This is a genomic window from Pelagibacterium mangrovi, from assembly GCF_036662815.1.
Taxonomy (GTDB): Bacteria; Pseudomonadota; Alphaproteobacteria; order Rhizobiales; family Devosiaceae; genus Pelagibacterium; species Pelagibacterium mangrovi.
This window is the reverse complement of record NZ_JBAFXA010000002.1, coordinates 237,753-250,085: the sequence shown is the minus strand read 5'-3', so window position 1 is coordinate 250,085 and position 12,333 is coordinate 237,753. Positions and strand designations below refer to the sequence as shown.

At 62.9% G+C, this 12,333-nt stretch carries 13 protein-coding genes; 4 read left to right on the top strand and 9 right to left on the bottom strand.

Annotation, left to right across the window (positions count from 1 at the left end):
• Position 1 precedes the first annotated feature (1 nt).
• Positions 2 to 322, top strand: coding sequence for a phosphoribosyl-ATP diphosphatase (locus V4T21_RS03960; protein WP_332713383.1), 321 nt, complete (start codon positions 2 to 4; stop codon positions 320 to 322).
• Between the two features lie 2 nt (positions 323 to 324).
• A complete protein-coding gene (gene coaA / locus V4T21_RS03955) occupies positions 325 to 1,272 on the top strand; it encodes a type I pantothenate kinase (protein WP_332713380.1) in 948 nt (315 codons plus the stop codon).
• Here the strand turns inward: coaA and V4T21_RS03950 are convergent.
• Together V4T21_RS03950 and nth are read right to left on the bottom strand one after the other, a co-directional pair.
• On the bottom strand, positions 1,269 to 2,270 hold the full coding sequence (locus tag V4T21_RS03950) for an adenosine kinase (protein ID WP_332713378.1): 1,002 nt from the start codon (positions 2,268 to 2,270) through the stop codon (positions 1,269 to 1,271). The genes coaA and V4T21_RS03950 overlap by 4 nt on opposite strands.
• A gap of 43 nt (positions 2,271 to 2,313) precedes the next feature.
• Positions 2,314 to 3,003, bottom strand: a complete 690-nt coding sequence (gene nth / locus V4T21_RS03945; protein WP_332713376.1) for an endonuclease III — start codon at positions 3,001 to 3,003, stop codon at positions 2,314 to 2,316.
• 70 nt (positions 3,004 to 3,073) lie between these two features.
• On the opposite strand from nth, the gene V4T21_RS03940 reads away from it, so the two are divergent.
• Both V4T21_RS03940 and V4T21_RS03935 read left to right on the top strand, forming a co-directional pair.
• Positions 3,074 to 3,541, top strand: coding sequence for a DUF2244 domain-containing protein (locus V4T21_RS03940; protein WP_332713373.1), 468 nt, complete (start codon positions 3,074 to 3,076; stop codon positions 3,539 to 3,541).
• A 51-nt stretch (positions 3,542 to 3,592) separates the two neighbouring features.
• Positions 3,593 to 4,480 (top strand): methylated-DNA--[protein]-cysteine S-methyltransferase, encoded by an 888-nt coding sequence (locus tag V4T21_RS03935; RefSeq protein WP_332713370.1) that lies wholly within the window; start codon positions 3,593 to 3,595, stop codon positions 4,478 to 4,480.
• 162 nt (positions 4,481 to 4,642) lie between these two features.
• On the opposite strand, the gene V4T21_RS03930 is transcribed toward V4T21_RS03935, so the two are convergent.
• The 7 genes from V4T21_RS03930 to grpE form a co-directional block, all read right to left on the bottom strand.
• Positions 4,643 to 5,257 (bottom strand): 2,3-bisphosphoglycerate-dependent phosphoglycerate mutase, encoded by a 615-nt coding sequence (locus tag V4T21_RS03930; RefSeq protein ID WP_332713367.1) that lies wholly within the window; start codon positions 5,255 to 5,257, stop codon positions 4,643 to 4,645.
• A gap of 26 nt (positions 5,258 to 5,283) precedes the next feature.
• Positions 5,284 to 6,090 (bottom strand): 4-hydroxy-tetrahydrodipicolinate reductase, encoded by an 807-nt coding sequence (dapB, locus tag V4T21_RS03925; RefSeq protein ID WP_332713365.1) that lies wholly within the window; start codon positions 6,088 to 6,090, stop codon positions 5,284 to 5,286.
• 11 nt (positions 6,091 to 6,101) lie between these two features.
• On the bottom strand, positions 6,102 to 6,788 hold the full coding sequence (pyrF, locus tag V4T21_RS03920; protein ID WP_332713362.1) for an orotidine-5'-phosphate decarboxylase: 687 nt from the start codon (positions 6,786 to 6,788) through the stop codon (positions 6,102 to 6,104).
• A 695-nt stretch (positions 6,789 to 7,483) separates the two neighbouring features.
• Positions 7,484 to 8,038, bottom strand: coding sequence for an NADPH-dependent FMN reductase (locus V4T21_RS03915; protein ID WP_332713359.1), 555 nt, complete (start codon positions 8,036 to 8,038; stop codon positions 7,484 to 7,486).
• A gap of 127 nt (positions 8,039 to 8,165) precedes the next feature.
• Positions 8,166 to 9,290, bottom strand: coding sequence for a molecular chaperone DnaJ (gene dnaJ / locus V4T21_RS03910; protein ID WP_332713356.1), 1,125 nt, complete (start codon positions 9,288 to 9,290; stop codon positions 8,166 to 8,168).
• A 284-nt stretch (positions 9,291 to 9,574) separates the two neighbouring features.
• Positions 9,575 to 11,485, bottom strand: coding sequence for a molecular chaperone DnaK (gene dnaK, locus V4T21_RS03905; RefSeq protein WP_332713352.1), 1,911 nt, complete (start codon positions 11,483 to 11,485; stop codon positions 9,575 to 9,577).
• A 206-nt stretch (positions 11,486 to 11,691) separates the two neighbouring features.
• On the bottom strand, positions 11,692 to 12,321 hold the full coding sequence (gene grpE, locus V4T21_RS03900; protein WP_440589620.1) for a nucleotide exchange factor GrpE: 630 nt from the start codon (positions 12,319 to 12,321) through the stop codon (positions 11,692 to 11,694).
• Positions 12,322 to 12,333: the final 12 nt, after the last annotated feature.

Here is a 12,333-nt window from a genome sequence, read left to right as displayed (position 1 = left end):
AATGACATTGACCATCGAAGCGCTCGATGCGCGCCTTGCCGAACGGGCCAGGGCCACCCCGGAGCAATCCTATACGGCAAGGCTTCTAGCCAAGGGCACGGCCAAATGCGCGCAAAAGCTTGGCGAGGAGGCGACCGAAGCGGTGATTGCCGCCGTGACCGGCGATCGCGCCGAACTGGTCAAGGAAAGCGCCGACGTCATCTATCACCTTCTCGTGCTGCTGCGGTCCGAAGGAGTGGCGCTCTCGGAGGTGACCGAAGAGCTCGACCGGCGCACCGCGCAATCGGGGCTGGCCGAAAAGGCCGCGCGCACCGGGCAATGAGAATGGGCAAGAAGATCGGCTACGCGCCCTATCTCACATTTTCGATAGACGAATGGGCCCGCCTGCGCGCCGACGAGCCGATGACGCTCGATGCCGAGGACATCGAACATCTGCGGGCGCTCAACGATCCGATCTCGCTCGCCGAGGCCGAAATCGTCTATCTGCCGCTGACCCGGCTGCTCTCGTTTTACGTGGAAGCCATCCAGGGCATCCATCACGCCTCCACCCGCTTTCTGGGACACAATGGCGCCAAGGTGCCCTTCATCATCGGGGTGGCCGGATCGGTGGCGGTGGGGAAATCGACAACCGCCCGTATCCTGCGCGCCCTGCTCCGTCGCTGGCCGACCTCACCCAAGGTCGATCTGGTGACGACCGACGGGTTTCTCTATCCCAACGCGGTGCTCGAGGAGCGCGGGTTGATGCAGCGCAAGGGTTTCCCCGAAAGCTATGACCGCGCCGCCTTCGTCCAGTTCCTCGCCGCCATCAAATCGGGAAAGCCAAGGGTTGAGGCGCCCAATTATTCGCACCTCGTCTATGACGTCCTGCCCGGCGAGAAAATTACCGTCGAGAGCCCCGATATTCTGGTCGTGGAGGGGCTGAACATCCTCCAGCCCGGCGATCTGCCGCGCACCGGCAAGCCGATCGTCTTCGCTTCCGATTTCATCGATTTCTCGATCTATATCGATGCCGACGAGGATGTTCTGGAAAACTGGTATATCGAGCGCTTCATGAAGCTGCGCAAAACCGCTTTCCGCGACCCCAAGAGCTTCTTTAAACGCTTTTCCGAGCTCTCGGAGGTCGCAGCGGAGGGGACGGCGCGCACCATCTGGCAGAACATCAACCTGCCCAATTTGCGCGAAAACATTCTCCCCACGCGCGGACGGGCCGATCTGGTTTTAAAGAAAGGCGCCGACCACGCCATCCACGAGGTGGCATTGCGGAAAGTCTAGACCGCGATCCCCTCCCCGCGTGCCAGTTCCTTGAGATCGGCGATCGGCCGCGCGCCGTAGTGGGAAATGACTTCCGAGGCCGCGAGGCATCCCAGTTTCAGTGCCTCTTCCATGGACTGCCCGCGCGCCGTGGCGAGCAGGAATCCCGAAGCGAAGAGATCGCCTGCCCCCGTGACGTCGACGACGCTATCCACTGGAAAGGCGGGGACCGAAACGATCTCGCCGTTGCGGATCGCCATCGCACCGCGCGATCCCATGGTGATCGCGGCGATTTCCGCGTCCTCGGCCAGGTGACGCACGGCGACGTTGAGGTCGTCGGTCTCGTAAAGCGCCTTGGCCTCTTCGATATTGGCGAAGACGTAATCCATGGTTTTCGACCGGATGAGATCGAGGAATTCGACGCGGAACCGGTTGACGCAGAAGGGGTCCGACAGCGTGATCGCGGTGGGGCGCTCGGCCTTGTGGGCGTAATGGGCCGCCTTGACGAAGGCTTTTTTCGCCTCGGGGGGATCCCAGAGATAGCCTTCCATATAGGTGATGGCCGAAGCGGCGACAGTTTCCTCGACGATATCGGCTTCAGTCAGATGCTGGCAGGCGCCCAGATAGGTGTTCATGGTGCGCTCGCCATCGGGGGTGACGAGAATCATGCACCGGGCGGTGGCCGGGCCGTCGCGCAGGTAATCGGTTTCGTATCCGATGCCCTTGGTGTCGAAATCGTCCCGGAAGATCACGCCCAGCTCGTCCTCGGCGACCTTGCCCACAAAACCCGCGCGGCCCCCGAGGGCGGCGACGCCCGCTGCGGTGTTGGCCGAGCTGCCGCCGGGGAGAATGGTCTTTTCCGCCGGCATCTTGGCGTAGAGATCGGCCGAGCGCTCCGCATCGACAAGATGCATTATCGATTTGCGCAGGCCCTCGTCGACGAGGAAATTGTCCTTGATGGGGGCGATCACATCGACGATGGCGTTGCCGATGGTCAGGACGTCGAACCGCGTGGTCATCGGTACTCCGGGAGTCTTTGTAACTGAAATTCAGGCCTACCGCTTACGGCATAGGTCGCGCGGGTGCAACCGTGCGCTGTTTGCCCGGCGCGGGCGTTTTGTCGGGAAACCGGCACCATTGGGCGATGATGCAGTGATAGCATTCGGGCTTGCGCGCCTTGCAGATATAGCGCCCGTGCAGGATCAGCCAGTGATGGGCATGCAGGAGATATTGCTTGGGCACGCGCTTGAGGAGCTGGGTTTCCACCGCCAGCGGGGTCTTGCCGGGCGCCAGTCCCGTGCGGTTGCCGACGCGGAACAGATGGGTATCGACGGCGATCGTGGGATGGCCGAAGCCGATATTGAGCACCACATTGGCCGTCTTTCGCCCGACCCCCGGAAGGGCTTCGAGATCCTCGCGGCTGTCGGGAACTTCGCTGCCGTGCTTTTCGATAAGGGCCTGGCTTAAAAGGAAAACGTTCTTGGCCTTGTTGCGGTAGAGCCCGATCGTCTTGACGTAATCGCGGATTGCATCTTCGCCCAGCGCCACCATTTTTTCAGGCGTGTCGGCTATGGCAAACAGCGCCCGGGTCGCCTTGTTGACCCCGACGTCGGTCGCCTGGGCCGAAAGGACGACGGCGACCAGGAGCGTAAAGATATTGACGTATTCGAGCTCGCCCTTGGGTTCGGGATCGTGCTCGGCGAAGGCGGAAAAGATCGCTTCGATTTCGGCTTTGGTGAGAGGCTTGGGCATCGGCGAAGTGATTTGGTGTTTTTCGTCTCGATCCGTTAGACTGGGCGGAAGGGAAAAAGGCAAGCCAGCAATGACCCAAAGCCCGCTCTTTGCCGTACTGCTCACGCCGCACCGCTCGCTCTCCCCGCAAGGGATACGGTGGGTGATCGCGTTCACCGCCGTCATGGCCTCGATTCCCGGCCTGGCGTTTTTCGCCATGGGCGCCTGGCCGGTAGTGGGACTTTTGGGGCTCGATGTGGTCTTGCTCACCTGGGCGCTTACCGCCTCGTTCGCCGATAAGGACGCCTTCGAGGAGATCACGCTTTGGCCCGATGCCCTCGATATCCGGCGCGTCAACCGCAAGGGACGCGAGACGAGCCTTTCATTCAATCCGTTCCTCGTTCGGTTTTCGGCGGTGCGCGATGCCGAGGAAAGGGTGGTGGCGCTCAAGATCGAAACTCGCGAGGGGGAAGTCGAGATCGGCAAATTCCTGACCCCGGACGACAAGGCGAGTTTTGCCCAAATGTTCGCGCCAGCCCTCCATCGCGTCAAATCGTAACGATGTGAAAATCGGGTCGTTGGAGGGCGGTGAGGGAGATAGGATGAACTCATGAACGCAAATGCTCCCATTGCCACCCCCATGCTGCCGCCGATCGACGACAGCCAGACCTATGCAACGATTGCCCGGGCGATTGAATATCTTTCGACCCCCGGTCCCGAAGGCGCCGATATCGCCGGGCTCGCCAATGCCCTCTCGATGAGCGAACGCCAGCTCGTTGAAATGTTCCGCCGCTGGTGCGGGCTGACGCCGAAAAGCTTCGCCCAGGCCGTGGCGCTCGATCACGCGCGAAAACTGCTGCGCGACAATATGAGCGTGCTCGACACCACGTTCGAGGTCGGGTTGTCCGGCCCTTCCCGCCTGCACGATCTGTTCGTCACCTATGACGCGGTGCCCCCGGGCATCTATCGCGCCAAGGGCGCCGGGCTCGACGTCACCTGGGGCTATGCTCCCTCTCCTTTCGGCACCGTATGCCTGATGGTCACCCAATATGGCGTTGCGGGGATATCTTTCGCCGATCCCGGGCGGGAAACTCACGCCTTCGAGGATCTGGCCAGCCGTTGGCCCAATGCCAATTACCGCCGGGACGACGCGGCGGTGGCCGTGACCGCGGCGCGGATTTTCGATTCCGAACAATGGGACCCCGATCAGCCGGTGCGGCTGGTGATGATCGGCAGCCAGTTCGAAATCAAGGTGTGGGAAACGCTTTTGAAGGTTCCCGCCGGGCGCGCCGCCACCTATGGCGAAGTGGCCCGCGCCGTGGGCCGCCCCAACGCCGCCCGCGCCATCGGACGCGCCGTGGGGCGCAACCCGATTTCCTTCGTCGTGCCCTGCCACCGGATCGTCGGGTCGAGCGGGGCGCTTACCGGCTACCACTGGGGAATCGTGCGCAAGCGGGCGATTCTCGGGTGGGAGGCGGGGTTGGTGGCGCAGGGGTAGATCTACTTCGGAGTTCCTGGCAAGCGCTGCACTGGATTCCGGGAATAAATCCCGGAATGACAGATTGAGTTTGAGGCAACGCCATCGCCCCACCACGACCATGTCACCCCGGGATTCATTCCTAGGGTCCAGCAGCAGCACCTCCGCCATCGACAGCTTTTATTAAAGTTCCTCGGTCGAAACCCGCTTCCCGTTTGCATCGATGCCATAGACGATCGGCGCGCCGGTGGCGATTTCGCGCTTGAGGATGGCGTCTTCGTCAAGTTCCTCGAGCTTCATCACCAGAGCGCGCAGCGAATTGCCGTGGGCGGTGACCAGAACGGTTTTGCCGGCCTGCAAAAGCGGTTCGATCTCGGCTTGATAATAGGGAAGGACGCGTGCGGCGGTGTCTTTCAGACTTTCGCCGCCCGGCGGGGGAACATCATAAGAGCGGCGCCAGATATGCACCTGGTCCTCGCCCCATTTTTCCCGCGCATCGTCCTTGTTGAGGCCCGACAGATCGCCGTAATCGCGTTCGTTGAGCTTGTGGTTGCGCACGATGGTGAGATCGGTGATCGCCATTTCCTCGAGCATCAGGTCGAGCGTGCGCTGGGCGCGGGTGAGCGCCGAGGTGAAATAGGCGTCCGGCACGATGGATCTGGCCTTGAGCGCCTGCCCGGCCTTGCGGGCTTCGGCGATGCCCTGGTCGGTCAGGCCGGGATCGCGCCAGCCGGTGAACAAATTCTTCAAATTCCATTCGCTCTGGCCGTGACGGACCAGGATCAGCGTGCCGGTCATTTTCTCTCCCTAATCGTTGAGCGTTTTTAAAGGCCGAGTACGTCGGCCATGGAATAAAGACCCTCGGGCTTGTCGGCGGCCCAGAGCGCGGCGCGCAGCGCGCCATCGGCAAACAGCGAACGGTCGCGCGCCGAATGGGAAAACGTCACAGTTTCGGCCATCGAAGAAAACAGCACCGAGTGTTCACCGATGATGCCGCCGCCGCGCAACGTCGCAAAGCCGATGGAGCCGGGCTCGCGGGGGCCGGTGTGCCCGTCCCTGACGCGTACGGAATGCTGCTCCAGATCGACACCCCTGCCCTCGGCGGCAGCTTCCCCCAGAAGCAAAGCGGTGCCCGAGGGGGCGTCGACCTTGTGACGATGATGCATTTCGAGGATTTCGATGTCGAAATCGGTATCGAGCGTTGCCGCCGCCTTTTTGACCAGGGCGGCCAGGAGATTGACGCCGAGACTGAAATTGCCCGATTTGACGATCCGCGCACCCTCGGCAGCCGCCTTGGCGATCGCCGCGTCGTCCTCTGGCGAACACCCCGTGGTGCCGACGATATGGATCAGCTTGCGATCGGCGGCGCGGCGGGCAATCGCCACGGACAGTTCGGGGGCCGTGAAATCGATGACCGCGTCGATGTGGTCGAGAATGTCCAGCGGCGCATCCTGGACGATGACGCCGAGAGGGTCGCCCCCCGCGAGCGTGCCGATATCCTTGCCCAGCGCGGCCGTGCCCGAGCGGTCGGCGGCGGCGGCGATTTCCAGCGCCTCATTGCCCGCGGCGGCCCGAACCACCGCCTGCCCCATGCGCCCGCCGGCGCCGACGATCCCGATCCTGAGCGCCATCTTGCGACCTCCTAGGCCAAATTCATTTCAGAGCGGATGGCCAACGCGGCCTTGCGCGGATCGTCGGCCGCAACGATCGGGCGCGCGACGACCAGATGGCTGGCCCCGGCCTTGAGCGCCTCAGCGGGGGTCATTACCCGCTTCTGGTCGCCTTTCTCGGCGCCGGTCGGGCGGATGCCGGGGGTGACCACGGCCATATCGGGGCCCACGATCTCGCGGACCTTTTGGGCTTCGAAGGCCGAGGCGACGATGCCGCCCATGCCGGCGTCGCGCGCCTGGGTGGCGCGGCGGGCAACGAGGTCGGGGATCGACAGGCCATAGCCGGCCTCCTTGACGTCGTCCTCGTCCATGGAAGTGAGGACGGTCACGCCCAGAAGGCACAGGCCGGAGCCTTCGGCGGCCCTGACGGCGGCCTCCATGGCCTTGGGATAGGCATGGAGGGTGAGCATCGCCGCGCCCGTGGCGGCGAAGGCGGCAACGCCCTTTTCCACAGTGTTGTCGATATCGAGGAGCTTGAGGTCGAAGAACACCTTCTTGCCGGCCTTGATCAGTTCCTTGCCCACGGTCAGCCCGTCGCCGCCGTAAAACAGCTGATAGCCGATCTTGAAGTAATCGGCGCTGTCGCCGAGCCGCGAGATGATGTCTTCGGCCGCGTTGCGTGTCGATACGTCGAGCCCGACGATCAGATCCCCGGTCATGGCTGTCCCTCGCTGATTTCTGCTTGCCCCGGCTCGATGCCACGACTAGCGCCCGAGCGCAAGCGCCCGACGGCAGTGAGCCTCGGGTGATTGGGGTAGACGGCGTGGGGCGATGAGCGCCTCGTGCTGTAATTGTTAGTATGAAGCGGTCATCGCCCCATGCATTCGGGATTTTGGGCCTGGTCGTCCTCTCATGCTGGGGCCAATCCCCGCTGGCTTTCGCCAGTACACCCTCGACCGTGCCGTGGGTCGGCGCTGGGAACGTTTCTGCCTCCGCTGACGCGACCGCCAACGGACCCGAACCGATCCCGCCCAAACGTTCGTTGCGCTTGCGTCCATGAGTGCGGGGTCGTGGGCACACTATGGTGCCAGTTTTCAACGCGGGGATAAGTTTCTGACGAGGGTGTTTGGCGCAAGCTCAGCGCACCCCTCATCCGACCCGGCTTCGCCGGCCTGCCATTCGAGCATAGCTCTCATGGCCTTCTCGCCTCCAATCGTGCCACCGGCACGATTGGCCAAAGGACGGCTCGAAGTCTCCCTCAAGGGGAGAAGGGGAGCTGGGGCCGGTGCTGCAAGGTGGACGGTCTCGACGGTGGAGCGAGTGGCGAGGCTGAAGCTGGATTCCGGGAATGAACCCCGGAATGACAGGGTGGAGGAAAGGGATCGTGGCATGCTTCTAGCGGTATAGCGCCCAGTCAGATTCCGCCGCGTGAAAAATGGGTGAGTTCGCGGACGATCTGTTCCACCTTGGCCTGGATCGGCGCTTCGGCGATATCGCCGGTGTCGGTGAAGGCCGTGGCGTCGGGGCCGATGCCGAGAAGGGTGGGGACGACGAGCGCGCCGGCCTTGGTCAGCGAATCGCGCAGGTGGCTTTGGGCCCAGATGGTTCCGTATTTGCCCGAGCTCACCCCGCCGATGCCGAACACGGCATGCTTGAATGGCGAGGGGCGCTGGCGGGAGAGCCAGGCCAGCATGTTGGTGACCAGGGGCGGCACGCCGCCATTGTATTCGGGCGTGGCGATGAAGAGGATGTCGTGGCTGCGGAAGAGATCGGCCAGCCGCCTTGAGGCCTCGGGGACGTTGTCGGGTTCGAGATCGGCGTTGAAGATGGGCATCTCGAAATCGGCGAGAGAAATCGAATTGACCTCGACACCTGCCGCCCGCAGATGCGCGTCGATCACGTCCTGGAGCTTCTTGTTGACCGATCCGGTGCGGAGCGAGCCGCAAAGGGTAAGGGCGGTGCGGGGCATTGGTGTCTCCTTGCTTGCTGGCCGCAGTTAAGCGACAGCAACCCTGTCCCGCAAGTCTTGAGGCGAGGGCAAGGAAAAGGCCTCCCACACATGTGAGAGGCCTCTGAGCAAAATCCGGCTAACTACATTAGCCGAACATGTGTTTGAGCTTGTCGAAGAAGCCGTCGGCGCCGGGGGAGGTTTCGGTCGAGGAGATCGATTGGAACTCTTCGAGCAATTCGCGCTGGCGCTTGGAGAGCTTTTGCGGGGTTTCGACATCGAGCTGGACGTAGAGGTCGCCGATCTGGTTGGAACGCAGCACCGGCATGCCCTTGCCCTTGAGGCGGACGCGCTGGCCGGGCTGGGTGCCCTCGCCCACCTTGACCTTGGCGCGGGCGCCCTCCAGCGTCGGCACCTCGAACTCCCCGCCCAGCGCGGCGGTGATCATCGAGATGGGCACGCGGGCGTAAAGATCGGCGCCGTCGCGGGAAAAGAGCTGATGGGGCTTGACCGAAACGAAGATGTAGAGATCGCCGGCCGGTCCGCCGCGCAAGCCTGCTTCGCCCTCGCCGCCCAGCCGGATGCGGGTGCCGTCCTCGATGCCCTTGGGAATGTCGACCGAGAGCGTGCGGGAAGTCTGCTTGCGGCCCTTGCCGTGGCAATCGGTGCAGGGCTGGTCCATGGTTTCCCCGCGCCCGTGGCATTGGGGACAGGTCTGCTGGATGGTGAAGAACCCTTGCGCGGCGCGGACCTTGCCATGGCCGCCGCACATGCGGCAGGTGGAAAACCCGGTGCCCGGCTTGGCGCCCGACCCCTCGCAGGTGTCGCAATGGACGAGGGTCGGCACGTCGATATCGACGGTAGTGCCGCCAAAGGCGTCCTCTAAGGTGATTTCGAGATTGTAGCGCAGGTCCGAGCCGCGCTGGCGGCCGTCGCGCTGGCGCTGGCCACGGGCGCCGCCCATGAACTCGCCGAAAATATCCTCGAAGATATCGGACATCGAGGAGGAGAAATCATTGCCGAACCCGTTGGCGCCGCCATGGCCATTGGTGAAGGCGGCGTGCCCGAACCGGTCATAGGCGGCCCGCTTCTGCGGGTCCTTGAGGGTATCATAGGCCTCGGACACTTCCTTGAACCGATGCTCGGCGTCCTTGTCGCCCGGATTGCGGTCCGGGTGGTACTGCATGGCAAGCTTGCGGTAAGCGGATTTGAGCGCCGCCGCATCGCACGCCTTTTCCACCCCGAGCACTGAATAGAAATCGGCCTTGGACATTTTTCTATAAATTCCCCTTGTCGCGGCAGGGGCAAGCGCAGGACGGGTGCAAGATCATCTCTTGTGCCAAACCAACCGTTCGTATCTTTTTCAAATGCGTCCGGGAGCCCGGCATGGCCGGCTCCAGTGCACGATTAGGTAATCATCTTTGCCGCCTGTTACCATAGCCAGCGGCAAAATGGCCAGCGGGGCCAGCTGATTCACGTGAAACCGGGATACATCGCCTCTCCAAACGACAGTGCCGCCCGGAGGCGGCACTGAAATGTTGGAAAGTCCCTAAGGCCTTAGGCCGACTTCTTGTCGTCGTCGTCCTTGACCTCTTCGAAGTCGGCGTCGACCACGTCGTCGTCATCCTTGGCGTCGCTCGCGGCCTGGGCCTCGGCTTCGTCCTGGCTGGCCTTGTACATGGCTTCCCCGAGCTTCATGGAAGCCTGGGCGAGCGCTGCGGCCTTTTCCTTGATCGCTTCGGCGTCGTCGCCTTCGAGCGCGGTCTTGGTCTCGGCGATCGCGGTTTCGATTTCGGCCTTCACCTCGGGCGAAACCTTGTCGCCATGTTCCTTCAATGAGGACTCGGTGGAATGAACGAGGCTTTCGGCCTGGTTTTTGGCTTCCACGGTCTCGCGGCGCTTCTTGTCGGCTTCCGCGTTGGCTTCGGCGTCCTTGACCATCTGTTCGATATCGGCGTCCGAAAGACCGCCCGAGGCCTGGATGCGGATCTGCTGCTCCTTGCCGGTGCCCTTGTCCTTGGCCGAAACCTGGACGATGCCGTTGGCGTCGATGTCGAAGGTCACTTCGATCTGGGGCACGCCGCGGGGCGCGGTGGGGATGCCCACGAGATCGAACTGGCCGAGCATCTTGTTGTCGGCAGCCATTTCACGCTCGCCCTGGAAGACCCGGATCGTCACCGCCGACTGATTGTCTTCGGCGGTGGAGAACACCTGGCTCTTCTTGGTCGGGATCGTGGTGTTGCGGTCGATCAGCCGGGTAAAGACGCCGCCCAGCGTTTCGATGCCCAGCGAAAGCGGGGTCACGTCGAGCAGCAGGACGTCTTTGACGTCACCCTGGAGCACGCCGGCCTGGATGGCGGCGCCCATGGCGACCACTTCGTCCGGGTTGACGCCCTTGTGGGGTTCCTTGCCGAAGAAGTTCTTCACCTCTTCCTGTACCTTGGGCATGCGGGTCATGCCGCCCACCAGCACCACTTCGTCGATCTCGCCAGCCGAAATCCCGGCGTCCTTGAGCGCTGCGCGGCAGGGCTCGATGGTGCGCTTGATGAGGTCTTCGACGATCGATTCGAACTTGGCGCGGGTCAGCTTGAGCTGAAGGTGCTTGGGGCCGGAAGCATCGGCGGTGATGAACGGCAGGTTCACTTCGGTCTGGCTGGCCGAGGAAAGCTCGATCTTGGCCTTTTCGGCGGCTTCCTTGAGGCGCTGCAGGGCAAGCTTGTCGCCGCGCAGGTCGATGCCCTGCTCCTTCTTGAACTCGTCGGCGAGGTAATCGACAAGACGCATGTCGAAGTCTTCACCGCCCAGGAAGGTGTCGCCATTGGTGGATTTGACCTCGAACACGCCATCGCCGATTTCCAGGATGGAGATATCGAAGGTGCCACCGCCAAGGTCATAAACGGCGATCGTGCCCGCTTCGCGCTTTTCAAGCCCATAGGCGAGCGCGGCAGCGGTCGGTTCGTTGATGATGCGCAGCACTTCGAGCCCGGCGATCTTGCCGGCGTCCTTGGTGGCCTGGCGCTGGCTGTCGTTGAAATAGGCCGGAACCGTGATCACCGCCTGGGTGACGTTTTCACCGAGGTAGGATTCGGCGGTTTCCTTCATCTTGGTGAGGATCATGGCCGAGACTTCGGACGGCGAGGAGGCCTTGCCGTTCACTTCTACCCATGCGTCGCCATTGTCGCCCTTGACGATCTTGTAGGGGACCAGGCCCTTGTCCTTGGTCACCATCGGATCGTCGAACCGGCGCCCGATCAGGCGCTTGACGGCAAACAGCGTGCCCTCGGGATTGGTCACGGCCTGGCGCTTGGCAGGCTGGCCGACGAGGCGCTCGCCATCATTGGAGAAGGCCACCATCGAGGGCGTGGTGCGCGCGCCCTCGGCGTTTTCGATCACTTTAGGGGTCTTGCCGTCCATGACGGCAACGCACGAATTGGTCGTGCCCAGGTCGATACCGATTACTTTTCCCATTTGAAGAAAACCTCTTTTCTTAAAGCGAGTCCCTGAAATTTGGCCCTGACCCTCAACGCGCCCATTTGCGTTGCGGCATCGCGTTACTGGCCGGTGCCGGACCCCTCTGGGATGGATATTCAAAGCCCCGGTTTCCCGGGCTTGGTGGCTATATAAGCAGGGGGTCCGGCGCCTTCAAGCGCCCAAACCCCTGCTTTGGGCCTCAATCAGGCCGATTTGTCGATGTTTTCGCCCGGGTCGACTTCGAGGTCGGGGGCGGGTTTGTTGCCGCCCTTGGCGACACCGACCATGGCGGGGCGCAAAACGCGCTCGCCGATGGTGTAGCCGGCCTGGACGACCTGGACCACAGTGCCCTCGGGCACCGAAGGATCGGGCACCTCGAACATGGCCTGATGACGATGGGGGTCGAATTTCTCGCCTTCAGCGAGGATCGGGGTGACGCCGTTCTTTTGCAGCAGGCGCTGCATTTCACGTTCGGTCATCTCGATCCCTTCGATAAGGGATTTGAGCGTTCCGTCCGCCGTCTCGCGCGCCTCGGCCGGGATCACCATCAGGGCGCGCGACAGATTGTCCGTGGCCACCAGCATGTCGCGGGCAAAGCCGGAAATGGCGTAGGAGCGCGTATCGGCGATTTCGCGCTCGGTGCGCTTGCGCAGATTTTCCATTTCCGCCGCCGTGCGCAGAACCTGATCGCGCAACTGGGCCTTTTCGTCTTCGAGCTGGGCGATCCGGTCCTCGGACGTGGGCTCGGTAAAAGCCTTGTCCTCGGCCGTCTCGGCCTCGGGGTGCCGGTTGGTCTCTTCGGTCGGCTCGGGCGTCGTGTTGTCGTCGCTCATCATTGCTCTTTC

Excerpts from the sequence above, each read along its gene's own strand:
- dnaK (WP_332713352.1), bottom strand. The coding sequence starts at position 11,485 with ATGGGAAAAGTAATCGGTATCGACCTGGGCACGACCAATTCGTGCGTT.
- dapB (WP_332713365.1), bottom strand. The coding sequence starts at position 6,090 with ATGGCGCTCAGGATCGGGATCGTCGGCGCCGGCGGGCGCATGGGGCAG.
- pyrF (WP_332713362.1), bottom strand. The coding sequence starts at position 6,788 with ATGACCGGGGATCTGATCGTCGGGCTCGACGTATCGACACGCAACGCG.
- V4T21_RS03935 (WP_332713370.1), top strand. The coding sequence starts at position 3,593 with ATGAACGCAAATGCTCCCATTGCCACCCCCATGCTGCCGCCGATCGAC.
- nth (WP_332713376.1), bottom strand. The coding sequence starts at position 3,003 with ATGCCCAAGCCTCTCACCAAAGCCGAAATCGAAGCGATCTTTTCCGCC.
- grpE (WP_440589620.1), bottom strand. The coding sequence starts at position 12,321 with ATGAGCGACGACAACACGACGCCCGAGCCGACCGAAGAGACCAACCGG.
- V4T21_RS03950 (WP_332713378.1), bottom strand. The coding sequence starts at position 2,270 with ATGACCACGCGGTTCGACGTCCTGACCATCGGCAACGCCATCGTCGAT.
- V4T21_RS03930 (WP_332713367.1), bottom strand. The coding sequence starts at position 5,257 with ATGACCGGCACGCTGATCCTGGTCCGTCACGGCCAGAGCGAATGGAAT.
- V4T21_RS03940 (WP_332713373.1), top strand. The coding sequence starts at position 3,074 with ATGACCCAAAGCCCGCTCTTTGCCGTACTGCTCACGCCGCACCGCTCG.
- V4T21_RS03915 (WP_332713359.1), bottom strand. The coding sequence starts at position 8,038 with ATGCCCCGCACCGCCCTTACCCTTTGCGGCTCGCTCCGCACCGGATCG.
- V4T21_RS03960 (WP_332713383.1), top strand. The coding sequence starts at position 2 with ATGACATTGACCATCGAAGCGCTCGATGCGCGCCTTGCCGAACGGGCC.
- dnaJ (WP_332713356.1), bottom strand. The coding sequence starts at position 9,290 with ATGTCCAAGGCCGATTTCTATTCAGTGCTCGGGGTGGAAAAGGCGTGC.
- coaA (WP_332713380.1), top strand. The coding sequence starts at position 325 with ATGGGCAAGAAGATCGGCTACGCGCCCTATCTCACATTTTCGATAGAC.